Source organism: Marinobacter alkaliphilus (genome assembly GCF_055394375.1).
On sequence record NZ_AP043751.1, the window covers coordinates 2,269,727 to 2,292,475 of the forward strand.

Consider the following 22,749-nt stretch of genomic DNA (forward strand, 5'->3'; position numbering starts at 1 on the left):
CGGTGCGAATCATGAAGGAATGAAGGGTTCACAAAACACGCACGCCCACCCGTTCAACATGCTCAAGCAGGTCTTGGTTCTCTACCTGATGTTGCAAAGCCAGATCGACTTTCCAAGGCAGTAGCAGATCATCAATCTCCAGTTCCAGGTTATTGAACCTCCGCCAGGAAAGCGTTGGCGCGGTGAGCATTAAATCGATATCCGAGTTATGGCGATAATTGCCCTTGGCGCGGGAGCCATAAAGAGTCACTTGTTCTATTTCAGGGTATTTTTCGAAGAGTGCTTTGAGGCAGCCAATAGCGTGGGCGGGTAAGCCGAATTGGTCTGCTTGCGGAGACGTTTCAGGCAAGGTCATGCTTTTCTGCCTCTTGGTCCATCCTGTTGTTGAGGGTGGCGAAAAGCGTGTGGTATTGGGTCAGAATATTTTCAAGAATTTCCCGGGCTGTTTCTTCGTTGTAGGTATGCGAAGTTCGGTTCCGGTCTTTCAGCATTCGCATCCAGCCCTCACCATCTTCAATCAGGCCATTGGCGAATGCCTCTCGAATTGCATCGCGAGATCCTGCGATATTGGCGTTACCTTGCCAGCGGAAATAATCGCGAATCGTGTTCCAGGAGAGCTCATACGTGTATTCAAAGGCTTGAATCAGGCCCTGTTTTTCAAGGTCAGAGAGATCTCGTGTCTGGCAAAGTTGCACAGCTGAATCAAGTTGCCCGAACGCTTTCTTGAAATTGCTGAATCGCTGTAGCCAGCGGACATCTTGCTCTGTCACCTTTAATTCTCCCTTATCTCGCGTATCCGTCAGAATAGCATGGGGTCAGACCCCAAGACATTTCACCCCATCAAATGTTCCGGGGTCTGACCCCAACTTGAATCACCAGAACCAGCGCAGGGGCGCGGGGGCTTCCACCGTTTCAGGCGCCTGCCGCACCATCAGGGCAATCTCCGCAGAACCATGTTCTTCGGCGCACTGGTACAGCGATCGGATGTGCTCCGGGCTGCGCTTGTCTTCCACATCCCGGTGGTTGTCGATGCACTGCTCGAAGTATCTCTGCATCTGTGCCTGGCGTTCGGCATCGTCGCCGGCCCAGGTTTGCAGGTTTTCGAGGCGGGCGACATCCACGGCGATGCCGTAGCGGTGCAGTTGCACCATCAGCACCATGGCCAGGATAAAGGCCAGAAATACTCCGAGGGAAAGGGTTCCGATTACGTACTTGCGAATCATTGGTTTGCCTTGAAGGGGGATGCGACGTTGGCGATGGTGCTCCGGTTCAGCTCATAGACCGCCATGTTTACCGCAGAGGCCAAATTCAGGGACTCGATCTTTGCAGCGCCGGGAATGGTGAAGCGCTGGGCGGCCAGCTCATTCAAAGCTTCCGAGGGCACACCGCGGGCTTCATTGCCGAACAGGTAGCAGTCGTGTTGTGCAAAAGCCGGATTGGCGATGGGTTCACCGCCAATATCCAGGCAGGCGATGCGAGGATAGCGGCTGGCGAGCGTGTCCAGTGAAACCTCGGTTTCAATCGGCACGTGAAAAATCGCCCCCATGCTGGCGCGGACCACTTTCGGGTTGAACGGGTCGACACTGCCGGGGCTGAGCAGGCAGCGCATGCCACCGAACCAGGCCAGAGTGCGGAAAATGGTGCCCAGGTTGCCGGGGTCCTGGACTTCGTGCAGGTAAACGGCTTTTTCGCCGGGGGCGGTGCTTTCCGCTGGCGCCGGCGGCATTGGTACCACCGCCAGAATACCCTGAGGCGTTTTGGTGTCGGCCAGTAGGGCCATCTGCCGGTCGCTGATCAGGTGTTTCGGCCAGGGGCTGCGCCAGTGTTCGTAGGCGCTGGTGACATAGAGCTGCGCTTGCCCCCAGGTGGAAGGGGCCTGCTCACGTGCTTTATCCAATTCCAGTACCAGATGCTCCCCCTCCACCAGAAAATGCCCGAAGGCCTGGCGGTATTTTTTCTGGTGCAGTTTCTTGATGTCGTCGAGCTTCACGATGGATTGCTCCCGGCGGTGTCCAGCTCAGCCTCGGGGTGGTCAAGGGGTAAAGCCGGTTCGGTAACGCGAATCATGGTGTGTCCAGGCCGCCCGGCGACTGCCCGGCGGATTAGGGTTGGAATAAAAGTCAGAATGGCCGCCATTGTACTTTGGAGATGGGTACTTGTCAGGCGCCTGTGCTTTTGCGGCAACGCCGGTGGCAGCGTACAATGCCCTGTTTCCGCAGTAACGCAGATAGCAAACCATGGCCCGTTCCAAAAGCAGTAACCGCTGGCTCGAAGAGCACGTTAACGACCCCTTTGTGAAACAAGCGCAACAGGACGGTTACCGTTCCCGTGCCAGTTACAAGCTGCTGGAAATCAATGATAAAGACCGGCTAATCCAGCCCACCAATCTGGTGGTGGATCTGGGCTCGGCACCCGGCGGCTGGTCTCAGGTGGCGGCCAAACTGGTTGGCCACAAAGGCCGGGTCGTGGCCTCCGACATCTTGCCTATGGACCCCATCGCCGGCGTCGAATTCATCCAGGGTGACTTCACCGAGCAGGAAGTATTTGACCAGATTATGGCGATACTGGATGGCGCCAGGGCCGATGTGGTCATCTCAGACATGGCCCCCAACATCAGCGGCGTCAACGCCGCCGACCAGGCTGCCTCCATGTATCTGGTAGAGCTCGCCCTCGACATGGCCTGCCAGGTACTCAAGCCCAAAGGCAGCTTCGTCGCCAAAGTCTTCCACGGCGAAGGCTATGACGACTATGTTAAAGCCATGCGTGAAGTCTTCACCAAGGTCGTCGTCCGAAAACCCGACTCTTCACGAGCCCGCTCGCGGGAGGTTTATCTGGTTGGTAAGGGGTTTAGGGGTCTGTCCCGTTAGTATTTTTGCGCTAAGCTGGAAATAGTATCCACCAGACAAGGATTTACACGCTTATGAAACTTCGCTTCCTCGGCGGCACAGGCACCGTCACCGGCTCTCGCTATCTGCTCTCTGATGAAAACCACCGCCTGCTGGTGGATTGCGGCATGTATCAGGGGGTAAAAACCTTGCGGCGGCGCAACTGGGCGACGTTTCCGGTAGACCCGTCAACCATCAATGCCGTGGTGCTCACCCACGCCCACATTGATCACTCCGGCTACCTGCCTGCACTGGTGAAAAACGGCTTCAAGGGCAAGATCTACTGCACCAAGGCAACTCATGAGCTGTGCAAAGTGCTGCTGCCAGATGCCGGCTTTCTGCAGGAAGAAGACGCCAAGTACGCGTTCCGGAAGAAATTCTCCAAACACGAAAAACCCGAGCCGCTGTTCACCGAAAAAGACGCCCGGGAAGCCCTGAAACACTTTGAGTCTCTGCACTACCACGAGAAGTTCGAGCCCGTGAAAGGCTTTGAGGTGAGCTTCACTCCGGCGGGGCACATCCTGGGTTCATCCTGCGTGCATGTTCACCACAAAGGCGCCGCCCGCACGGTGGTGTTCAGCGGTGATGTAGGGCGCCAGAACGATCTCATTATGCGACCACCCGAGCCGTTGCAGCATGCGGACGTTCTGGTGTGCGAATCCACTTACGGCGACCGGACTCATGGAGAGTCAGACCCCGAAGGCGACCTGGCCGAGATCATCACCAAAACCTCCGGCCGGGGAGGCATCGTGTTAATGCCCGCGTTTGCGGTGGGCCGCGCCCAGATGCTCCTGTACGTGATTCACAAACTCATGGGGCAGGGCAAAATCCCGAAACTGCCGGTGTACCTGAACAGCCCGATGGCCATCAAAGCCACAGAAATATTTTGCCAGCATCACAAAGAACACAAACTAAACCGCGCCCAGTGCGAGCTGATGGATGAAAAAACCGAATTTGTCCGCACGGTTGAGGAATCCATCGAGCTGGACGCCGTGCGCTACCCCTGCGTGATCGTGTCTGCCAGTGGCATGGCCTCCGGCGGCCGCGTGCTGCACCACCTGAAAACCCTGTTGCCTAATCCCCGCAACAGCGTGGTGTTCGCCGGCTTCCAGGCGCCGGGTACCCGTGGCGATGCGCTGGTGAGCGGTGCCGAATCCGTCAAAATCCACGGCGAATACTGGCCAGTGAAAGCGGAAATCCACAACCTCGATTCCATGAGCGCCCACGGCGACTACAACGAAATCCTGGCCTGGCTGGAGCAGGGCACCCTGAAACCAGAAAAAGTCTACGTCACCCACGGCGAACCCGTCGCCAGCGACACCATGCGCAAACGCATCACCGAGAAATTCGGCTGGCCCGCCGAGGTGCCCGAACTCTTCGAAGAAGTCGAAATATAAAATTGGGGTCAGACCCCCGGACATTTCACTCCATCAAATGTCCTGGGGTCTGACCCCAAATTAGAACTCTCCGAATTTCGCCTTGATACGTTCCCGAAATTCCTCAGACCCTAACGGCTTGCCAGAGATGGCTGCATAGTGAATCTGCTCATCCATTCCCTCTGGCGCGGGGCTAGCGATAAAGGCGCGGTAGCTGACGAAACGCCTTTCGGCATCGGGCTGAAAGTTCAGGTAGCAGTCGTGTGGCGTATGCATACCCGAACGCATCCCATAGGCATGGCAGTTATAGCTGGACCATTGATAGTCGCCGGCATACTCCACCATGCCCGCCTTAACCGGGTTCAGCTCGATATACCGCTGGCATTGCAGAAAGTACTGATCGGTATCCACCAGGCAGGATTTGAACCGCCCCTCCCACAAGGTACCGGTGCGGTCATACTTGTGGTTGTAATATTGGGCGTAGCGTTGACCAACCGCCTTCATCAGGCTTGAAAGCGCGCCCTCAGCGTTGGGCGTCACTAACAGATGGGTATGGTTGCTCATCAGCACCCAGGCGTGAATATCCACCTGGAACTCACGCTGGTAGCGGGAAAGGTAGGTTGCATAAGTGGCGTGATCGGCCAGATCCTGAAAACATTCCTGCCGGTTATTCCCCCGCTGAATAACATGCTGGGGCATCCCGGCCGGGCAAATCCGTGGTCGGCGGGGCATCTCACAGTCCTTGTGAATTGATTTATAACCACAACAATCTGCCGCAACCCGCCCAAAAATTCAAGTTGGGGTCAGACCCCAAGACATTTTACCCCATCAAATGTCCGGGGGTCTGACCCCAAAATTTGCTATTATTGAGGCAGATACGGCCAGCAGGACGCAAACATGTATTACAGCTCTATTCTTCCGGAAGTGATCAGAATTGCAGATGAAGCCAGCGAGAAGGCGCTGCATATCTACCAGTCCGATTTCAAGGTGAATTACAAGGAAGATCAGTCACCCATCACCGCTGCTGACACGGCCAGCCACGACATCATTATGAAGGGGCTTCGTAACCTCACGCGGGATATCCCGATCTTGTCGGAAGAAGGCGCAGAGATTCCCTGGGAAGAGCGCAAGCTCTGGCGTCGTTTCTGGTTGATTGACCCCATCGACGGCACCAAGGATTTCACCCAGCGCACCGGTGAGTTCACCGTCAACATCGCCATGATTGAAGACGGCGAACCGGTGATGGGCGTGGTTACCGCGCCGGCACTGAAAGAAGCCTTCTGGGGCATCAAAGGCGAGGGCGCCAGCATGCGTGATCGCACTGGCCGCATACACCGCATTCGCGTAGTGGAACCCCGGGAAACCTTGCGGGTGGTGGCTAGTAAAAACCACTTGAACGAGGAAACCCGCACCTTTATCGACAGCCTTGGTGACCACGAAACCGTGCAGGCGGGCAGTTCCCTGAAGTTCTGCCGCATAGCGGAAGGCCATGCCGACATCTATCCCCGCATGGGCCCCACCAGCGAATGGGACACCGCCGCCGCCCACGCCATCCTCCTGGCCGCTGGCGGCAACGTGCAGACGCCCCAGGGCGAACCCCTGAAATACGGCAAGGAAGATGTGCTGAATCCGCATTTCATTGCGGCGGGTAGCTGGTATTTTTGAAGTTGGGGTCAGACCCCAAGACATTTCACCTGATCAAATGTTCTGGGGTCTGACCCCAAAGATGGATTTTTCATGACTTGGTATGCTTTACAACACAAGCCAGCGCAGGGGGATCGGGCGCTGCAGCATTTGCAGAATCAAGAGGTGGCCTGTTTCTACCCGAAGATTGAGGTGGAGAAGATCCGGGCTGGCAAGCGGACCAGGAAGCTGGAGCCGCTGTTTCCCGGTTACCTGTTTGTGAACCTGGAGCAGGCCGATCCCATGTGGTCGAAGCTTCGCTCCACGCGGGGGGTTGCTCGTATCGTGGGATTTGCCAACAAGCCGGCCGCCATCGCCGATGAGGTGATTGAGCACATCAAAGTCAGCCTGGATAAAGTCGCGGAGCAGGGCGGTATCAAGCCGGGGCAGCTGGTTGAGCTGGATGAAGGGCCGTTCAAGGGCATCAGCGCTATCTTTCAGGCCTACGATGGTGAGGAGCGGGCCATCGTTCTGATCACTTTCATGCAGAAACAGCAGCAGGTAAAGGTGCCGGTTTCCGTTATCCGTCGCTAGCGACCAAAGGAAAGTGTGTGCTATTACACGAATTCACATTTCTCTTTCTATCATTACATAAACCCTACTGAATCAGGCAGTGGGCTAAAGGCAGCATGTTGATTAGTCGATGTGTTGTCGGCAACCGAGATGCTTTAATGGCACTCGGGGTAAGACGTAATCAAAGGATGGTGATCACGCTTGGCCGAATATCTGGATCAGCCGTTTTCAATGTTGATCGGTCTGTCTGTTCTCGTGCTTGCAGTTGCACTGCTTGCCAGCGTGGTAAAGCTCAGAACCGACATCAGAACACTGAGAACCACTTCCAACCAGCAATTGAAGCGGTTGAATGCGCGTGTAGCGCAATTAAGCAATGAGCACACTGAAGTGGCTTCGGCACTGGATGACCTTCGCGATTCGGCTTCTATCGCCAGCGCCCCAGACTCCTCGCTTGCGGTAACCCCCGCCGAGCAGGAAAACCGCATTATCAAATCGATCCTCAACGAGGGCGATCTGTCAAAGGGCCTCGAAAAAGCCTTCGAACTACTTCACCCGAGCCCAGAGTCGACTCTCTGGATGGCTTTCGGCATCTCTGTGCTGGACCAGAACACCAAAACACTCAAACTTGCCTGGCACCAGGGAATCAAGGAGGCAGTTGCCCGACAGTTCAGCGAAGCAAGGCTGATACATGGAAGTGCCCCGCACGCAACATCGGCCTTGCTGGGCGAACACGTGGTGGTCAGGCGCGAGCCCACCGCACAAAAACACCGGGATCAGCCCCCGGCTACCCGATTACCGGAAGCGGTCCAGTCCTGGCATTCCTTTCCCATCAAAAAAGTAGACGGTAGTGTACTGGGCACCTTCGATATCCTGAGCTTCAACGAGGGATTCCCACTGCCGGACAGCAACAGAATTGCAAACTACCTGTTTGTCACCTCCATCATTCTGGAGCGACACAGTTACCTGAACGGTATTCTCAGCCAGGCCAGAACCGACAAGCTCACAGGCCTGACCAATCGGGGCTTTGCCGAAGAGTCCCTGGTAAAGGAAATTGAGCGTTCCCAGCGCTACCGCAACCCCTTGTCTGTCGTGCTATTTGATATCGACCATTTCAAGTCCTTCAATGATACCTACGGCCATGACGTGGGCGATCTGGTGCTGCAGGAAGTATCCCGGCTCTCAGCCGGGGCGATACGGGCAACCGATGTGCTGGGCCGTTGGGGTGGAGAAGAGTTTCTGGTGATCCTGTCAGCAACCACCCTGGAAAACGCCATGGTGGTTGCTGAAAACGTTCGAAAAGCAGTGGAAACCGCCCATTTTGAGGTGTGCCGTTCTGTCACCATCAGTCTGGGTGTTGCCGAATTCACCCCCCACGATACCGCCCAAAGCCTGGTTAAGCGTGCCGATGAGGCTTTGTATAAAGCCAAGAAGGCAGGCCGAAACCGGGTGTTGGCGCAGTCTAAAGTCGCCTGACACAAGGGCAAACTCCTTCCGAAAAAAAAACACTGAATGAATGTTCATTTCTTGCTTGCAAGCCTATGATCATAAAGCATAAGTTGTGTTATAGGGTAATGCTCTACAAAAATAGATGCATATCCAATTGAATATGGTTGGAATGCGTTATATTATGCGATAGACTTTTCAGTGAAAAGGCTTGGTAGAAAGGAGTCTGTCTTGCCAGAAATACAAAAATAAGCAGGAGAGATGGTCACAATGGCTAGATTCAAACACAGAGCACTCATCACCGCCCTCGCCGCCAGTACTGCACTCACTGGGTGCCTGGACAGCGGTGGGAAAACCAACAAAAATGCCAATCCAACTTACAACATCAGCAATCCGAACATCATTGCTGAAGGTACTATGCCGATCTTCCGGCCGTTGGAAACCGCATTTCCGCTGCCCAGCGATCCGCTGTTCTTCCTGAACCCGGAGCTGGACGGCACCATGCTGAACGGTACCGATCCCGCCAACCCCGTTACGACAGGCTTGGGGTTTGTGGATGGCAACTCCATTCTCGCCCCGTTTGATATCAAGATCAGCGACAGCCTGGACCCGAACCAGACACTGGATGCCCGCAACTTCGTTGAGATCGATGGCGAGGTGGTGCCCAACCCGGATCAGAACATCTACGTTCTGGAAATCGAGTTCCCCTCTGGCGACAGCGTGTTCCAGCAGTCCCGCGAAGTGGGTGGCATTGTCGCAGCCGATCGCTACCGCCTGGCCAAGCGCCTGGAAGCAGAGGGCGACACTGCGGCCGCAGATGAGATTTATCAGAGCCTGCTGGAAGAAAACTTCCGTGTTGAAATCATTACCGTGGATGCGAACGGGCCAGCCGGTGCCGCTGGCGGCTCCCAGAATAACGCCATTCGCCTGTTGCCTATCAAGCCGCTGAAACCGAAAACCAAGTATGCGGTGGTTTTGGGTAACAAGATTGTGGATAAAGATGGCGATCCGCTGGTTAGAGAAAATCGCTTCGAGACCGCATCCAATCCGGAATTTGTCATTAGTAATCCGGCGCTTCAGCCGTTCCGGGATTCCATGCTGCCGGCCAGGGCATGGGGTAGCGATTTCTTTAATTTCAAGCGTGAGCTCGGAGGTGGCGGCGCAGAAGCTTCCACCTTCAGTGATGTGACCTTTGCCATCAGCTTCACTACAACCGCTGTTGAAGATGTGCTTCTGGCCAATGCCGCACCGACAGCCTGGTTGAGGCAGAACTTGATGACCGAGCGCAAGAAATCTGTTCTCGGGCAGGTCTTTGCCGGCGGCTTCAACTTCTCAGGCCAGGAGCTTGCGGGCGCGGAGGAACAGGATCAGCAGATCAACCAGCGTATGTTCAGCTTGCTGACGGATACCAGTTTCCGTTTGTATGATGAAGAGCTGGCGGAGATCCTGACCATTGCCAATGAAAACGGTATCCAGCTCCGATACACCGATCTGGTCGCCGATGAAGCTGTTGACCGGCAACTGGCCTTTACCCTGCAGGCGGCCGCCACCCAAGCAGTTGAAGAAACGGTCGATTTCTCCCAAAGAGCTGTGGAACTGGCAGAACAGATTGCCGCTATTACTCCCATCCCCAGAGCCCCAGGAGCGGAGGAACCCTCGCCGGTTCGTTTTTTCAGCCAAAAAGATGGTGGTGAGGTCAATCCGGCCCTTGAGCAAACGGCTGCAGACCTGTTCCTTACCGAAATCAACGTGAACCTGCAGGTTTATGAAGGTGAAATCACCTTGCCGTACTACCAGCAGCTTCCTGACGGCGCTGACGGTTCACCTTTGCAGACAGGCTCCTGGTTGCCGGCAGATTTCAGTGAGAATCCGGAGCTGCCTCAGGCTGAATCTAACCGGGTCAGCTACCGATTCCCGTTTGCTCAGAAGCAGGCCGATACCAAGATCCCAATCATTGTAGGAACGCCAGATCCTTCCTTTGGTGGTGGTCCTGCCGCCGGTTATCCGGTCATCATCTATCAGCACGCGGCCACTCAGGATCGCTCTGCCATCCTGCCGATGGCCACAGCGGCGGGCTTGCTGTGCCTTGCTGACAGCGGTGGTGCGCCGAGCAATAACGCAGATTGTTTTGTGACCGTTGGTATCGACATGCCACTAAACGGCGTGTTTGGCGAGGCTGCCACCAGTGCCAGGGATGAAGACAACCCAGAACAAACCCCGGGTATGGTCGAAATTGGCATGCAGCCAAATGCCTCTCCGGATGCCACCGAACGTCACTTCGGCTTCACGGCCAACGAAGCGATGCAGGCCGTACCGGCAGACCAGGTAACGAACCCGGAATCCGGCAGTCTGTTCCTGAACTTTACCAACTACGCCAATACCCGTGACAACATGCGCCAGGGCGCCCTTGACCTGCTGCATGTCAACGCGTTACTGCCCGCGATTGAAGATGCCATCGATGCCTGTGCCGCTGCGGGTGACTGCTCGAATGGTGTGAATATCAACACAGATCGTGTGTACTTCATCAGCCATTCCTTGAGCGGCATGGGTGGCGTGCCGTACCCGGTCATCAACAACCTTGCGGCCAGGGACAACCCGGACCTGAATCCGATTCTGGCGTCAGTGTTCTTCAACACCGGCGGGCAGTTCACCCGGATAGCCGAAAACTCCCGTAACACCATTGCGCCGGCGCTGCTGCCGGGCCTGGATGCTGCATCTGATGGTCTCCTTGCCCAAGGCCGCACCGAGTTGAATATCTACTTCAACGTCTTCCAGGCGTTGCTGGATTCTACCGACCCTACGGCTTTCGCCCCGTTGTTTGAATCCTCAGGTAACAGCGCCACCTTGGTCACCTCCATTGTGGGTATTGATGGTGATGCAGACCGTCCATCCGACGGCACCATTCCAAATGCAGCAGATGCCGAGTTGTACGATCTCGGGCCGCTTGAACTGGTCACCGATTCCGGTTTCCAGATCAACAGCTTGCCCGCGCCGCTGGCAGGTACTGACCCCATGGCCCGGTTCATGGGCGCGGTGAGCATCGACAGCGCGGATGACGACGGCACCCGGCCAATCATCACTCGCTACCTGGAAGGCTCCCACGGCAACCCGATCTCGGCCGGCCAGAAGGGCGCTGATCCATTCAGTTCCAGCGCGGTGTTTGACGAAATGGCGGCGCAACTGGTGGCCCTGTTCCGTTCCAAGACCAATGCTGAGGCAAGCTTTACCGTCAATGTGACCAACGATTGCGTTGTCCAGGACGTGGGTAACGCGCCGGGTGACCCGGAGTGTGACGGCCAGACCGACGGCGGTGCAGAGCCCGATGAATCCGAAGATGTCGGCGAAGAAGGCGGCGGCCTGCTGGATGGTATTGGTGGCCTCTTGGGTGGCTAAAGTACCCCGTTAAATCGCCAGATCAGACGATCAGTATCAACAAAGAGTCAAAGCCCCGGCGGATCGGCGCCGGGGCAGCCCAAACACGGGAGCAGTATCATGAAAACAACAAAACAAAGTAGCCGTTTCAAGAAGAGAAACTCGGGCCTGGCGGCCGCCATTGCCGCCATGCTGGCCTCGCCAGCATCGGCCATCGACTTTAACCTGTACGGCATAGATGCCACATTCAGCACTACCCTGACAGCCGGTATTGGTATTCGCCTGGAAGACCAGGATCCAGACCTGATCTCCCAGGGTAACCTCGGCCCGGAGTTTGCCTTCAGCAACACCGGGGCGTCTTCCAACAACTTCGATGACGGCAACCTGAACTTTAAAAAGGGCGACCCGTACTCCCAGATCCTGCGTGGTCGCTCTGAACTGTTTCTGGATTATCGGCCGAACAGCGATTACCTGACACGTGTCGGTGCGCTGGTGCGTGGCTCCTATTATTACGATTACGAGCTGAAGGATAACAAGCGCGCGGTTGACCCGGTGGGTCAACGCCGAGAGCTGAACCCCGAAGCCAAAGATAATGCGGCCGGGGTCGATCTTCTGGACGCATACATCTTTACAGACTGGTACGCAGGTAACGTGCCCGTCTCGGCCCGGGTAGGGCGGCAGGTTGTTAGTTGGGGTGAAAGTACATTTATTCTCGGCGGTATCAATGCCACCAACCCTATTGATGTTCCAGCGTTCCGCAGCCCAGGTGCCGAGCTGAAGGACGTACTGCTGCCGGTGAACATGATCTACACCTCGGTTGGCATCACACCCGATATCAACATTGAAGCCTATCTGCAGCTGGAGTGGGAACCGTTCAAGATCGACGATTGCGGTACCTTCTTCTCCTCTGCAGACGTGGCCGCAGACGGCTGCGGCCCCGTTCTGCTGGCAGGTCAGGTACCAGACGCACAGGCCTTTGAAGAGGGGTTTATCTCCCCAAGGGAGGGCGATGTTGAGCCGGGCGATAAAGACCAGTTTGGTGTCGCCGTGCGCTGGTTCGTGCCCGCGCTGGATTCCGAACTCGGCTTCTACTACATCCGTTATCACAGCCGTCTGCCCTACATCAGCGGTATTGTGAATAACCCGGAATCGCCAGAGGCGGGGCAGATCAACGATCCGGACTTGCCGTTCTCCCGATTCCCTAGCTACTACATCGACTACCCCAAAGGCATCGACCTGTTCGGTGTGAGCATCAATACCACGCTGCCGACCGGCACCTCGTTGGGGGCTGAATACAGCTTCCGGCCGAACATGCCGATTCAGTGGAATACCTTCGAGCTGATCTACGGCGGAGTTCAGCAGAGAGGTCCGGATGGTCAGGTGATTAGCAAACTGGAGCAACGTGTTCAGGCCAGCGATCCGGGCTTTAACTACGCGGGTAAGCCGGTGGATGGATTTGACCGTTATGATGTGTCACAGGCTCAGGCTACGTTCATCCACTTCGTGGACCGGGTGCTTGGAGCAGGGCGTTTCATCACTGTTGCCGAGATTGGTGCCACCTACGTGCACGACCTGCCCGATAAGAGCGAGGCCCGCTACGGACGGTCCGGTATTTTTGGGGTAGGCCCTGTCCCTCTCGACGGCGAATCCTTCACCGGCGATTTCTGTAGCCAGGGCCCGGGCGATGAAACCACTCGCCTGAACATTAACCCCACCAACTGTGGTGGCGACGGCTTCACCACATCCTTCTCCTGGGGGTACCGGGCACTGTTTGCGCTGGACTACTCCAACGCCTTTGCCGGCATTAACCTGCTGCCGAAGCTGGTTCTGTCGCACGACGTAAAGGGCTACGCGCCAGATCCCGGCGGCAACTTCAAGGAAGGTAACAAGTCCGTGAGTATCGGAGTGGATGCCAACTACCAGAACCGCTACTCCGGCTCGATCAGCTACACCAACTTCTTTGGTGGCAAATACAACGAAATCTCGGACCGCGACTTCATCGCGGCCAGCATCTCCTACTCATTCTGATGGCTAAAATAACAGGAGTATCAACCATGAAAACCCAAAAGAGACACCTCATTGCCGGCGCCATTGCGCTGTCCCTGTTCGGAGCATCCTCAGCGATGGCTACGGTATCTGAATCCGAAGCGGCCAAGCTGGGTAACGAGCTGACGCCAATTGGCGCTGAAAAGGCCGGTAATGGCGGCGCCATCCCAGCCTGGGATGGTGGTTTGACCGACCCTGGCGTCAATCAACCTCAGGAGGGTATTTACCCAGACCCGTTCCCGAATGACGAAGTGAAGTTCGTGATCGATCAGAGCAACGTGGACCAATACGCGGATAACCTGTCCCCCGGCCAGGTGGCGATGATCAAAACCTACAGCACCTTCTCGATTCCGGTGTATGAAACCCGCCGCACGTCCACCTACCCGCAGGAACTGATGGACCTGGCGAAGGAGAACGCCACCACCGTATCCCTGACACCGGATGGCAATGGCCTGCAGAATTATGAGCGAGGCGTACCGTTCCCGATCCCCCAGAAGGGCCAGGAGGTGATCTTCAACCACATCACCCGTTACCGCGGTGGGTCCATCATCCGTAACGTGGCCCAGGTAACACCCCAGGCCAACGGCGATTTCAGCCCGGTGAAATTCACCGAGCACCTGACGGATCGGGTCGAGCTGGCCGACTACAAGCCGGGCATGGACGACAACGTCCTGTTTTACTTCAAACAGGTGATCACCGCACCGTCACGCCTGGCGGGTAACGTACTGCTGGTTCACGAAACCCTGGATCAGGTAAAAGAAGGTCGCCGTGCGTGGTTGTACAACTCCGGGCAGCGCCGGGTCCGCCGGGCACCGCAGGTGGCCTATGACGGCCCGGGTACCGCAGCAGACGGCCAGCGTACCTCCGATAACCTGGACCTGTTTAACGGCGCGCCGGATCGCTACAACTGGGAGCTGGTGGGTAAAAAGGAAATGTACATCCCGTACAACTCCTACCGCCTTGCGTCCCGTGACCTGAGCTACAACGACATCATCCAGCCGGGTCACATCAATCCGTCGGTCACTCGCTACGAGCTGCATCGGGTATGGCACGTGCGCGCAACTCTGAAAGATGGAGAGCGGCACATTTATGCTCGTCGAGACTTCTTCGTGGATGAAGATTCCTGGCAGATTGCCGTGGTAGATCACTATGACGGCCGTGGTGACCTGTGGCGCGTTGCAGAGTCCCACCACGTTCAGGGGTACGACATCAACGTACCGGCCTACGCTGCCGAAACCCTCTACGATCTGATGTCTGGTCGCTATCTGGTGATGGGCCTGACCAACGAAGAAAGTGACCCGTACACCTATGGCGTTACCGCGCGCTCCAACGATTACACTCCGGCTGCCCTGCGCCGGGCGGGTGTTCGTTAAAAGACTCGCTTTGTTATAGCCTCTGCCCGCCCCAGTCGGGGCGGGCTCTACCCCTTCTGTTTATTAGTCTTTCCTGTGGTTAAAAGATTGGCCCGCAATGCCTCTTTGTAAGACGTGACTCCTTGTTGTTTTTGTTCAATAATTAAGCATAGATTGTGTAGTGCGATATTAAAACAAAAAGGGCTTAAAGCCCGTAAAGGAGACATAACGTGGCCATTTCAGCGCGCCAGCGCCTGCTGGTTTCTGCGGTTTGTGCAAGTTCATTATTCCTGCTGTCTGCTTGTGGTGGCGATGAATCTTCTTCGGATGCCGCGCAAAACAGTGAACAGCGACCAAGCCCCGGTAACCCGGCCACGCCGCCGGGAAAAACCACAAAACCTTACGCCTATGAAAACACCCGCTTTGCCTTTGCCAACGGCTGTTACAAGTTGCAGGCCGATGGCCGGTTTATTTCTGAGAGCTCGGGGCAAGCTTACGGCGTAACCAGCGACTCCAGCCAGGCCGCCCGTTTCTACCTGATCGCCGCTCAGGGAGGCATCACCGCCTCGTTCGGTGGCACTCGTGAAAACTGGGTAGACAAGCTGGTACGGGATGGCAACCGCCCCCGCCCGGACGACCAGAAAGTAGGGCCCTTCGGCGGCGCCGGCTTCGCCTCCGACGTCAACGGCATCGCCCAGCTTGCCAACAACCCCGGCAGCGCCGAAGACGAAGCCAGGCTGTACCCGTTCACCTCAGTCGATGGCCGCGTCATCTTCCACAAACAGAAAACCGGCGACCGTGAATTCGGCCTCTACGACGGCCGCGGCGTGGCCCACTACGGCCTCTACCCAGACCAGATCGCCGACATGATGCTCCACTCCGACCGCCCGCAAGAGCTGATCGACGACGCCGTCAACCAGCTCTTCACCTCGGCCGAAGCCTACCTGCGCATGTGGGAACGCATCGAAAACGCCCCGCTATGAAATTGGGGTCAGACCCCCGGACATTTCGCACCACCAAATGTCCTGGGGTCTGACCCCAACTTTTATTTAAAGCGGACGACCAGCTCGTGGAGGTCTTTGGCGATGTCGCCCATTTCCCGCACGCTTTGGGTGGATTCCTCGCCCTTGACCAGGTTCTGTTCCGCCATATTTGAGATGCGTTCGACCTGTTCGTTGATCTGATCAGACACCTGCGCTTGCTCTTCAACGGCGGTGGCCATTTGAAGGGCCATTTCAGCGATGGTGACCACATACTCGGCTATGTCTGACAGGCTCGCCTGGGCTTCGAGCATCTTTTCCAGGCCATTATCAGCGGCTGTCACGCCGGTTTCGGCGACCTGTACTGATTGCTCGGATTTGCCAATGAGTTCGGACACCACACCATGAATCTCCTTCGTCGATTCCCGGGTTCTGCGCGCCAGGTTGCGAACTTCATCGGCCACCACCGCAAAGCCCCGGCCGTGTTCACCGGCCCGTGCGGCTTCAATGGCGGCATTCAGGGCAAGCAGGTTGGTTTGCTCGGCAATGTCTTCAATCATTTTCGCGGCAGAGGCAATCCGGTGCGTTTGCTGGGCGAGATCGTTAACCGATTGGCCGATGTTGTGAACGGTCTGCTTCAAATCCTCGATGGCAGCCCGTGTAGAGTTGATGGTAGCAACGCCCTGGTCACACGCCTGGCGGGCGTTGTCCGCCTTGTCGGCGGTTAGTTGCACATTCTGTGACACCTCACCGATGGTCACCGACATCTCATGAATGGCCGCTGCCACCTGTTCGGTTTCCTGCTGCTGTTTCTGCATGGTTTGCTGGGTGTCGTAGGCTATTTCGAGGTCTCGGGTGGTGTGCGATCTCATCGCCGCAGATGAATCTTCCAGCCGGGTTAGCACCGCGTCCAGGTGCGCCTTTTGCGCCATCACCGCCACTTTCAGCCGGCCCAGGCCAAGCTTTTCATCGGTGTAACTCCGGGCCGCCAGATCGCTGGTGAAGGTCTTGCCCATTTGTTCCATGACAGAGGTGACCAGATTCGATTGCGACACCGTTGCCCAGACATGCCGCCCAACAAAGAGGAATGCCAGCAAGCCCGCCGCCCCGGCAACCTGCCCGGCACCATAAAGAAGAGCTGCCGCGACCAACGCAATGCCGACAAGGATATGCGGAATAGCGGATGCATAGCCCCGAAGCTTCAGCGCCTGCTTACCCGCACGAATGCTGGCGTACAGTTTCTCGGCGCGGGCCACATCTTCCCGGGCGGGGCAAGAGCGAACCGACTCGTACCCGATGATCTCCCCGTTCTCAGTTACCGGTGTTACGTAGGCGCTCACCCAGTAAAAATCACCGTTCTTGCACCGGTTCTTGACCAATCCCATCCAGGGCTTACCCGCCTTTAGGCACCCCCACATCTCCGCGTAGGCCTCCGGCGGCATATCCGGATGGCGAACAATATTGTGGGGCTGGCCAATCAGCTCTTCCCGGTTGAAGCCACTGATTTCCACGAATGCTTTATTACAGTGCCGGATCTTGCCTTTCAGGTCGGTGGAAGAAATCAACTTCTGGTTGGGCGAGAAGGTGCGCTCGGTATTGGTAACAGGAAGGTTCTTTCGCATGTGCACCCCTTAAGCACAAGTTATTATGCTGTAATTCCATTTGGCAATACATGGCCCTTGGCCAGCACCTTCAACAGCAAATCGTAAGAAGGTATTCATGTGCAGTTATAGTAAGGATTTCGGCGTTCTGCTCAGAAATCGATAGCGGGTCTGACCGGAAAAAGTATTTGCTAAGAGGTAGAGAGGGGCTTAATGGCCTTTTATGCAGTGGTGCGGCAGAGAAGGGGGCAGGCGTTGTCGGGCAGGGCGAAGCGAAGCCTTGTTTGCGGAGGGATTACGGTAATCTGGTCGTCCAGAATGGCGTCCAGGTTATAGATGGTGACGAACTTGGCGGTACCGAAGCGGGTGACGGCGTCATAGGCAATGGCCGTTAACTCCCGATATGGGTCCAGCTCCACCAGTTTGTCCAGCAGGTCCATCCGGTTGGAAGGCTTGCGAGGAAAATCCTCCCGGGGAGCGCATTCTGCGTCCAGCCACTGGTTCCACAACCGGTTAACGTCGTCCAGCACTTCCCGGTTGGCCCGCAGGGGCAGGTTGAGAAAGCGGCAAGCGTTGAAGGTGGACAGCTTCTGTTTATTGCTGTCCCAATCGCCGATATCCACCTTAATGTCGGCAAAGCAGACGCCGAGGCCTGTCGATGCGCTTTCGCGAACGGCAGCGCCGATCAGGCTGCCAGGGCCCTTGTTGCCATAGAGGAGGGTAATGCCTTTACGGGGGAGCTGAAAATCCGACCCCTGAAAATAGTCGGGTTGGCAGATCGTGTATTCTGCAGGTTGCTGTTCGCCCTCGTAGAAGAAGAACGTTTTGGTACCAATGGCAGACACGGTGGCTTTACACTCCGGAAATCAGGTTGATAGCAGTCTGGTTGCCGGCGGCGAGGGCGGGAGATGCCCGCTATCGGGAACCATCGCTCAATACGCTGTCGCGACCCCAGACTGTTCAGCTTCGTATGGTAACATTGAAAATTATTATACAAAAATGAAAGCATGCCGTTTGTGATTCAGTGTGGATATTATCAATGTGTATGAAAGGATAAATACAAAGCATGGCAAGAAGCGAACTCACTCACCCATCAAAACCGATCAACGGCCAATCCCTGATGAGCCTCAAAGCGGTGCTGGAGAGCTACCTTGGGGGCGGCGAAGTCCGTGACCTTGATCTGGCCATGCTGATGAACGTGCCGTTGAACAGGTTGAGCCAGCTTAAACGAGCGAAAAGCTCTATCGAAACGGTCGGGCGCGACGTAACGCCCGATGAAACCCTGGGCCTTGCCGATGACGACGAAACGGTGGCCGAGCTTCCCGGATTACGGCCAAGCCAGGCCATTTTGGTGCGATTGCTGCTGAAACACCCGGAGTGGGTGCCCATTCCGTTGCGTCCCTCCCACCCGGAAGTGTTTTCCCTGTTGCAGCCGTTCATGCCAGGGGCGGATGGCCGAACACCCAACAAAGCAGGCTTTGCGCCCTTGTTTGGCCGTTCGTATATTTCTTCCTACAAGCTGCTGTCAGAGAGCGCTGACGGCTCGCAGGGGGCCGGTTTGCCCATTATTCGCCTGCAGCGACTGGTGGTGGCAAAGTATGCCGGTGCATTCGCAGACGCGCTCGCATCCTTGGCCAGCAAAACCCCTGAAGTGCCCCCGGATGTCCTTGCCACCGCCAGGAATCTGAGCGGCTGGGCCCTGCTCCGCGAGCGGGATTCACTAACGGACTGGATGAATGACGAACTGCTGCTGAACTTCGAAAACGACGTGAATCAGCGCTTTCAGGCTTGGTTCAATGATCATTACCTTGGCATTCTGAAAGACGAGGCAGCCTCACGGGATACCAGTCCGGGGCAGGCCATCGAGAAAGGTAAATGGACCAATACCGAAGAGGTGTCTGATACGAAACTGGCCTCCTACAGCCGCGCTCAGCGCCCGATTCTGGGCCGCAGTGACAGCCCTTTCTCACTGTTCCGGGAAAGCTTTGGCCTCACCAGTGCCGAGGCATACTGGGTATTTGGTATTCAGGTAAAAGCCTTCTATCGGTTTCGCCAACGGGCGAATCAGCGTATCGATGCTCCCACGGCCATTCTCCTGCGTTACCTGTTCCGCTACCCGGACGATATCGACCTGTTCATGCCGGTACCGGCCTCTGGCCGAGACATCTTCGATGCCATCCAGCAGGAAGATCCGGGCTTCAAGCTGAGCCAGCTGGCGCCCTTATTCGGGGCATCCCGGGTTATGAGCTATGAATTTGCGGAGCCAGAGGCCGCTTGCCCATTCTTCGCCCGCCGCCTTGCCACGGTTTTCTGGCAGCAGAAACAGAAAGCGGAACCAATCTACCGGGCCCTGCGTGAGTGTGTAGAAGAGGAAGTTATCGCCCGTGGTTTGGACCTCGGGCAGTTCTGGCGGGATGGTCGTTGGCACAAATAGCCTCGAAACTTGGCATTTCGGGCAAATAACTTTACAAACCTTTTCAGTTATAAAGGTGTCAAGTGCGAATAATGCAGTTATTATGAAAGTGTGTTCATGGAATGAAGGATCGGATGCGCCCAGTTATTCTGTACGCATAAAACAAGAACTGGATTCATTCGTGCGAAGAATAATGATTATTCTGTTATATAAAGAGGTCTTACCATGAATAAATACAATATTAGAAACGCACTCTCCAAATCATTCGCAGGCTCCCAACAGAAGGGCGCCTCATCCCTCGAATACCTGATGCTTGGGGCGGTCATCGTGATTATTTTGGGCGTGGTCATTGCCACCGCCGGTGACGAAGGTGGCATTGGCAGCAAGATCGTGGATACCTTCAATTCACTGCTTGGTAACGCTCAGGATCAAGTAGACACCAACTGATCAAGGCTTGTTTTTGTTTTACAGGTATTGATTTGCACGGGTGCCTTATGATCATAAAAAAAGAAAAAGGCGTTATTGCTCTGGAGTTTCTGCTGGTCTTCCCGATGATTCTTGCAATCATCTATGGGGCGGCGGGATACGGGGTGCTCTTCTATAACAAGTACCAGATGCAGGTAGCCGTCGATCGCGCCGCATCGGCCGTATTCTCGCTCGACCGGCGGGAGCACAGCACCTTTGCAGACAACGCCGTAGCCTATAGCAGCGAGGTGCTTACAGCGCTCAGTGGCCGGTTGCCGGCGGCCGCCGCAGACCACCTTGCTACCCGCGAATGTGGTGTCGTTAATCACGGTGGTGTGCAGCTGCTGGAATGTGTGTTGGTGGCAGATGCGGGCGATTCTTCCTTTATGCCCCAGGTGCGGTTTGCCGGCATTGGTGCGTTCCCGCCCATGCCGAGCCAGCTCACCGCCCGCTCAGCCATCGCGTTTTGAAGTGAAAAACTTTGCCCCTGCGGCGCAACTCTCATTGCGAACAATAAGGACAGGCTGAATGAGGTCAAAGTTCGTATACGCAGCGCCTTCCCTGGTACTGGCACTGGCGGCCATTGGTCTTGCCCTCTACGGGCTGATGCAGAAACCCGAGCCACCCATCGTCGTTTCCGGATCAGAACGTGACGCAGCCCCGGTGGTTGAGGAGAAAGAGGCCGCGCCGGTGTACCGCTACCTGGTCGTTATTGAAGACCTGGAAGCCGGCACGGTGCTTGCGCGGGAGCAATTCCAGGAGTTTGAGCTGTCAGCAGCCCTGGAAAACGCACTCCCGCCAGATCAGGCCCCGTTTGGAACATCTCTTAACAGGCCGCTCAAAGCCGGCATGGTGCTGTCGCAGGCCAGTATTGACGCGGGCACGCCGTTGCAATTGTCCCTGGCCGACGGCGCCCGCGCCATGGCGTTTGAACTGAACGCGCTGTCAAGCATCGGCGGGTTGATCCAGCCGGGCGACCAGGTGGACATATACGGCACGTTTAAAGGCACTGGTGGAATCGATACCGGTACCACCCGCCTGATGCGCAATGTCGAGGTGCTGGCAGTGCGCGGTGCCCTGGAGCCCGGCACTGACGCCAGTGATGACGCCCAACGCCGAAACCAGACCATGGTGCTGTCGGTACCGCAGGCAGATGTAGCCCGGCTGGTCCTCGCCGCTTCGGAATCGCGACTGAGTTTTGTCGCCTCCCGGCCAAAACTGACCGCCACTGGCGAAGAAGCGCCGGATGAGCTCGCCGGCAAAGCGGCGGAGGAACAGCAAGTCAGCCTGCTGACAGACATCCGCCCCAGTGTCAAACCCAAGCCTGTGCCTGCACAGCAACCCCGGCAAGCCCCGGCCAGAAACCCGGGCCAAGAGGTCAAGATCTACGAAGGTTCCGGCACAAGGAGTGTCTATGTACGATAATGCCTCGTCACCCCTGAAACTGCTACGCCGGGCCCTCGTCACCACCCTGGTAGTGCTGTGCGCCCTGTCAGCCGCCTCGGTAGCGGCTGAGGCCGAGCGGGTATCGGTCGCCCCAGGCGAACAACACGTGCTCACCTTTATGAAGCCGCTGGAGAAACTCTCCGTGTCTAATCCGGATGTGGTGTCGGTCACCGCCACCGGCAAGCAGGAAGTGCTGGTGACCGCAGAAGGCCAGGGGGCAGCCATTGTCCGCGCCTGGCTGAAAGGTGAAACCACCCCGCGCCAGACCAATTTTCAGGTGTCTGACCTTCTGGGTGCGAAAAACCCGCTGCCAATGCAGGTGCAAACCGACATACGTGTAGTGGAAGTGAACCGGTCTGAACTCAATACCCTGGGGGTTTATTACTCGCGACTGTTCAACGGTGGTAACAACAGCGTCACCATCGCCCCGCCGGGTAGTGGTGCCACACGGGGTTTTCCCGGCGCTTCGGCAGCCGGTGTTCCGGGCGTGGGCGCGGAGGGCTTTAACCTGTTCAGCTTTGGTTCCAGCTCACTCAGCATTATCAACGCCCTGGAATCCGGCGGTTTCGCTTACACCCTGGCGGAGCCCTCGCTGGTCAGCCTCAGTGGCCAGACCGCCACTTTCCTCTCCGGCGGCGAGTTTCCCATCCCCGTGTCCTCCCGGGATGGCGATATCCAGATCGAATTCAAGGAGTTCGGTGTCAGCCTGGCGCTCACACCCACCGTGGTCAGTGAAGACCAGATCATCCTGAAAGTGGCACCGGAAGTCAGTGAGCTGGATTTCTCATCCGGCGTTGCCACCGGCGGTGTTGCCGTGCCCGGTTTGCGCATTCGCCGCACCGAAACCATGGTCTCCATGGCCTCCGGCGAGAGCTTCATCATCAGTGGTCTGGTCAGCCGCTCCACCACCAATACCAGCGACCGCCTGCCGGGCTTGGGCAACATTCCGATTCTTGGCGCGTTCTTCCGGTCAGACCGCATCGCCTCCGAGGACAAGGAGCTGATCATGGTGGTCACCCCCAGGCTGGTCAGCCCGCAGCGAAAGCTGCCGGCGGATGTTCGCAACTTCGGTAAAGAGTATGAGTACAGCAGCACCGGCTGGCTGGACATGGTGATTAATAGTCGCAGTGCAGGCGAGCCGATCGAAAGCGGCCTGAGCTGGTAAGGGAAGGGT

Annotated in this window: 21 protein-coding genes; 14 read left to right on the forward strand and 7 right to left on the reverse strand. The window is 56.6% G+C overall.

Going from position 1 to position 22,749, the window contains the following annotated elements; all coding sequences use genetic code 11:
- Positions 1-28: 28 nt before the first annotated feature.
- The 4 genes from ACZ5Q2_RS10405 to ACZ5Q2_RS10420 form a co-directional block, all read right to left on the reverse strand.
- Complete coding sequence (locus ACZ5Q2_RS10405; RefSeq protein WP_230714421.1) at positions 29-355, reverse strand: nucleotidyltransferase domain-containing protein; 327 nt, start codon at positions 353-355, stop codon at positions 29-31.
- Positions 342-770 carry a nucleotidyltransferase substrate binding protein gene (locus ACZ5Q2_RS10410; RefSeq protein WP_432210162.1) on the reverse strand — a complete coding sequence of 143 codons (429 nt, stop codon included), beginning with the start codon at positions 768-770 and terminating at the stop codon, positions 342-344. The genes ACZ5Q2_RS10405 and ACZ5Q2_RS10410 overlap by 14 nt, the downstream gene beginning before the upstream one ends.
- A gap of 102 nt (positions 771-872) precedes the next feature.
- The gene (locus tag ACZ5Q2_RS10415; protein ID WP_072676759.1) at positions 873-1,223 is read right to left on the reverse strand and encodes a hypothetical protein; all 351 of its coding nucleotides are present in this window, start codon (positions 1,221-1,223) and stop codon (positions 873-875) included.
- Complete coding sequence (locus ACZ5Q2_RS10420) at positions 1,220-1,990, reverse strand: TrmH family RNA methyltransferase (protein ID WP_432210161.1); 771 nt, start codon at positions 1,988-1,990, stop codon at positions 1,220-1,222. The genes ACZ5Q2_RS10415 and ACZ5Q2_RS10420 overlap by 4 nt, the downstream gene beginning before the upstream one ends.
- 247 nt (positions 1,991-2,237) lie before the next feature.
- Between ACZ5Q2_RS10420 and rlmE the strand changes: the two genes are divergently transcribed.
- Positions 2,238-2,867: a 23S rRNA (uridine(2552)-2'-O)-methyltransferase RlmE gene (gene rlmE / locus ACZ5Q2_RS10425; protein WP_061331488.1), complete on the forward strand. Its 630-nt coding sequence runs from the start codon at positions 2,238-2,240 to the stop codon at positions 2,865-2,867.
- Positions 2,868-2,920: 53 nt separating this feature from the next.
- Complete coding sequence (locus ACZ5Q2_RS10430; RefSeq protein WP_432210160.1) at positions 2,921-4,282, forward strand: MBL fold metallo-hydrolase RNA specificity domain-containing protein; 1,362 nt, start codon at positions 2,921-2,923, stop codon at positions 4,280-4,282.
- 60 nt (positions 4,283-4,342) lie between these two features.
- On the opposite strand, the gene ACZ5Q2_RS10435 is transcribed toward ACZ5Q2_RS10430, so the two are convergent.
- Positions 4,343-4,993, reverse strand: a complete 651-nt coding sequence (locus tag ACZ5Q2_RS10435; RefSeq protein WP_068351376.1) for a transposase — start codon at positions 4,991-4,993, stop codon at positions 4,343-4,345.
- Positions 4,994-5,158: 165 nt separating this feature from the next.
- On the opposite strand from ACZ5Q2_RS10435, the gene cysQ reads away from it, so the two are divergent.
- From cysQ to ACZ5Q2_RS10470, 7 genes are all read left to right on the forward strand, one after another.
- Positions 5,159-5,926 carry a 3'(2'),5'-bisphosphate nucleotidase CysQ gene (gene cysQ, locus ACZ5Q2_RS10440; RefSeq protein ID WP_432210159.1) on the forward strand — a complete coding sequence of 256 codons (768 nt, stop codon included), beginning with the start codon at positions 5,159-5,161 and terminating at the stop codon, positions 5,924-5,926.
- A 72-nt stretch (positions 5,927-5,998) separates the two neighbouring features.
- A complete protein-coding gene (gene rfaH, locus ACZ5Q2_RS10445) occupies positions 5,999-6,478 on the forward strand; it encodes a transcription/translation regulatory transformer protein RfaH (RefSeq protein WP_432210158.1) in 480 nt (159 codons plus the stop codon).
- A 180-nt stretch (positions 6,479-6,658) separates the two neighbouring features.
- Entirely contained in the window at positions 6,659-7,930 is a 1,272-nt protein-coding gene (locus ACZ5Q2_RS10450) for a GGDEF domain-containing protein (protein WP_432210157.1), read from the forward strand.
- A gap of 240 nt (positions 7,931-8,170) precedes the next feature.
- Entirely contained in the window at positions 8,171-11,293 is a 3,123-nt protein-coding gene (locus tag ACZ5Q2_RS10455; protein WP_432210156.1) for a hypothetical protein, read from the forward strand.
- A gap of 99 nt (positions 11,294-11,392) precedes the next feature.
- Complete coding sequence (locus tag ACZ5Q2_RS10460; protein ID WP_432210155.1) at positions 11,393-13,300, forward strand: DUF1302 domain-containing protein; 1,908 nt, start codon at positions 11,393-11,395, stop codon at positions 13,298-13,300.
- A gap of 26 nt (positions 13,301-13,326) precedes the next feature.
- The gene (locus ACZ5Q2_RS10465) at positions 13,327-14,691 is read left to right on the forward strand and encodes a DUF1329 domain-containing protein (RefSeq protein WP_230714439.1); all 1,365 of its coding nucleotides are present in this window, start codon (positions 13,327-13,329) and stop codon (positions 14,689-14,691) included.
- A 209-nt stretch (positions 14,692-14,900) separates the two neighbouring features.
- A complete protein-coding gene (locus ACZ5Q2_RS10470; protein ID WP_432210154.1) occupies positions 14,901-15,653 on the forward strand; it encodes a hypothetical protein in 753 nt (250 codons plus the stop codon).
- Between the two features lie 62 nt (positions 15,654-15,715).
- Here the strand turns inward: ACZ5Q2_RS10470 and ACZ5Q2_RS10475 are convergent, their stop codons facing one another.
- Complete coding sequence (locus tag ACZ5Q2_RS10475) at positions 15,716-17,272, reverse strand: methyl-accepting chemotaxis protein (RefSeq protein ID WP_432210153.1); 1,557 nt, start codon at positions 17,270-17,272, stop codon at positions 15,716-15,718.
- A 200-nt stretch (positions 17,273-17,472) separates the two neighbouring features.
- Positions 17,473-18,096 (reverse strand): hypothetical protein, encoded by a 624-nt coding sequence (locus ACZ5Q2_RS10480; protein WP_432210152.1) that lies wholly within the window; start codon positions 18,094-18,096, stop codon positions 17,473-17,475.
- 221 nt (positions 18,097-18,317) lie between these two features.
- Here ACZ5Q2_RS10480 and ACZ5Q2_RS10485 point away from each other — a divergent pair, with 221 nt between their 5' ends.
- The 5 genes from ACZ5Q2_RS10485 (at position 18,318) to ACZ5Q2_RS10505 (ending at position 22,740) form a co-directional block, all read left to right on the forward strand.
- Complete coding sequence (locus tag ACZ5Q2_RS10485) at positions 18,318-19,685, forward strand: hypothetical protein (RefSeq protein ID WP_058089929.1); 1,368 nt, start codon at positions 18,318-18,320, stop codon at positions 19,683-19,685.
- Between the two features lie 204 nt (positions 19,686-19,889).
- On the forward strand, positions 19,890-20,111 hold the full coding sequence (locus ACZ5Q2_RS10490; protein WP_058089930.1) for a hypothetical protein: 222 nt from the start codon (positions 19,890-19,892) through the stop codon (positions 20,109-20,111).
- 47 nt (positions 20,112-20,158) lie between these two features.
- Entirely contained in the window at positions 20,159-20,599 is a 441-nt protein-coding gene (locus tag ACZ5Q2_RS10495; RefSeq protein WP_058089931.1) for a TadE/TadG family type IV pilus assembly protein, read from the forward strand.
- A gap of 58 nt (positions 20,600-20,657) precedes the next feature.
- Positions 20,658-21,554, forward strand: a complete 897-nt coding sequence (gene cpaB, locus ACZ5Q2_RS10500; protein ID WP_432210151.1) for a Flp pilus assembly protein CpaB — start codon at positions 20,658-20,660, stop codon at positions 21,552-21,554.
- On the forward strand, positions 21,544-22,740 hold the full coding sequence (locus ACZ5Q2_RS10505) for a type II and III secretion system protein family protein (RefSeq protein ID WP_432210150.1): 1,197 nt from the start codon (positions 21,544-21,546) through the stop codon (positions 22,738-22,740). Before cpaB ends, ACZ5Q2_RS10505 begins: the two co-directional genes overlap by 11 nt.
- Positions 22,741-22,749: the final 9 nt, after the last annotated feature.

What these genes read in the sequence shown, in the direction of transcription:
- ACZ5Q2_RS10405 (WP_230714421.1), bottom strand. Translation starts at nt 355, where the DNA reads ATGACCTTGCCTGAAACGTCTCCGCAAGCAGACCAATTCGGCTTACCC.
- ACZ5Q2_RS10415 (WP_072676759.1), bottom strand. Translation starts at nt 1,223, where the DNA reads ATGATTCGCAAGTACGTAATCGGAACCCTTTCCCTCGGAGTATTTCTG.
- rlmE (WP_061331488.1), top strand. Translation starts at nt 2,238, where the DNA reads ATGGCCCGTTCCAAAAGCAGTAACCGCTGGCTCGAAGAGCACGTTAAC.
- ACZ5Q2_RS10430 (WP_432210160.1), top strand. Translation starts at nt 2,921, where the DNA reads ATGAAACTTCGCTTCCTCGGCGGCACAGGCACCGTCACCGGCTCTCGC.
- ACZ5Q2_RS10435 (WP_068351376.1), bottom strand. Translation starts at nt 4,993, where the DNA reads ATGCCCCGCCGACCACGGATTTGCCCGGCCGGGATGCCCCAGCATGTT.
- cysQ (WP_432210159.1), top strand. Translation starts at nt 5,159, where the DNA reads ATGTATTACAGCTCTATTCTTCCGGAAGTGATCAGAATTGCAGATGAA.
- rfaH (WP_432210158.1), top strand. Translation starts at nt 5,999, where the DNA reads ATGACTTGGTATGCTTTACAACACAAGCCAGCGCAGGGGGATCGGGCG.
- ACZ5Q2_RS10455 (WP_432210156.1), top strand. Translation starts at nt 8,171, where the DNA reads ATGGCTAGATTCAAACACAGAGCACTCATCACCGCCCTCGCCGCCAGT.
- ACZ5Q2_RS10460 (WP_432210155.1), top strand. Translation starts at nt 11,393, where the DNA reads ATGAAAACAACAAAACAAAGTAGCCGTTTCAAGAAGAGAAACTCGGGC.
- ACZ5Q2_RS10465 (WP_230714439.1), top strand. Translation starts at nt 13,327, where the DNA reads ATGAAAACCCAAAAGAGACACCTCATTGCCGGCGCCATTGCGCTGTCC.
- ACZ5Q2_RS10475 (WP_432210153.1), bottom strand. Translation starts at nt 17,272, where the DNA reads ATGCGAAAGAACCTTCCTGTTACCAATACCGAGCGCACCTTCTCGCCC.
- ACZ5Q2_RS10485 (WP_058089929.1), top strand. Translation starts at nt 18,318, where the DNA reads ATGGCAAGAAGCGAACTCACTCACCCATCAAAACCGATCAACGGCCAA.
- ACZ5Q2_RS10490 (WP_058089930.1), top strand. Translation starts at nt 19,890, where the DNA reads ATGAATAAATACAATATTAGAAACGCACTCTCCAAATCATTCGCAGGC.
- ACZ5Q2_RS10495 (WP_058089931.1), top strand. Translation starts at nt 20,159, where the DNA reads ATGATCATAAAAAAAGAAAAAGGCGTTATTGCTCTGGAGTTTCTGCTG.
- cpaB (WP_432210151.1), top strand. Translation starts at nt 20,658, where the DNA reads ATGAGGTCAAAGTTCGTATACGCAGCGCCTTCCCTGGTACTGGCACTG.
- ACZ5Q2_RS10505 (WP_432210150.1), top strand. Translation starts at nt 21,544, where the DNA reads ATGTACGATAATGCCTCGTCACCCCTGAAACTGCTACGCCGGGCCCTC.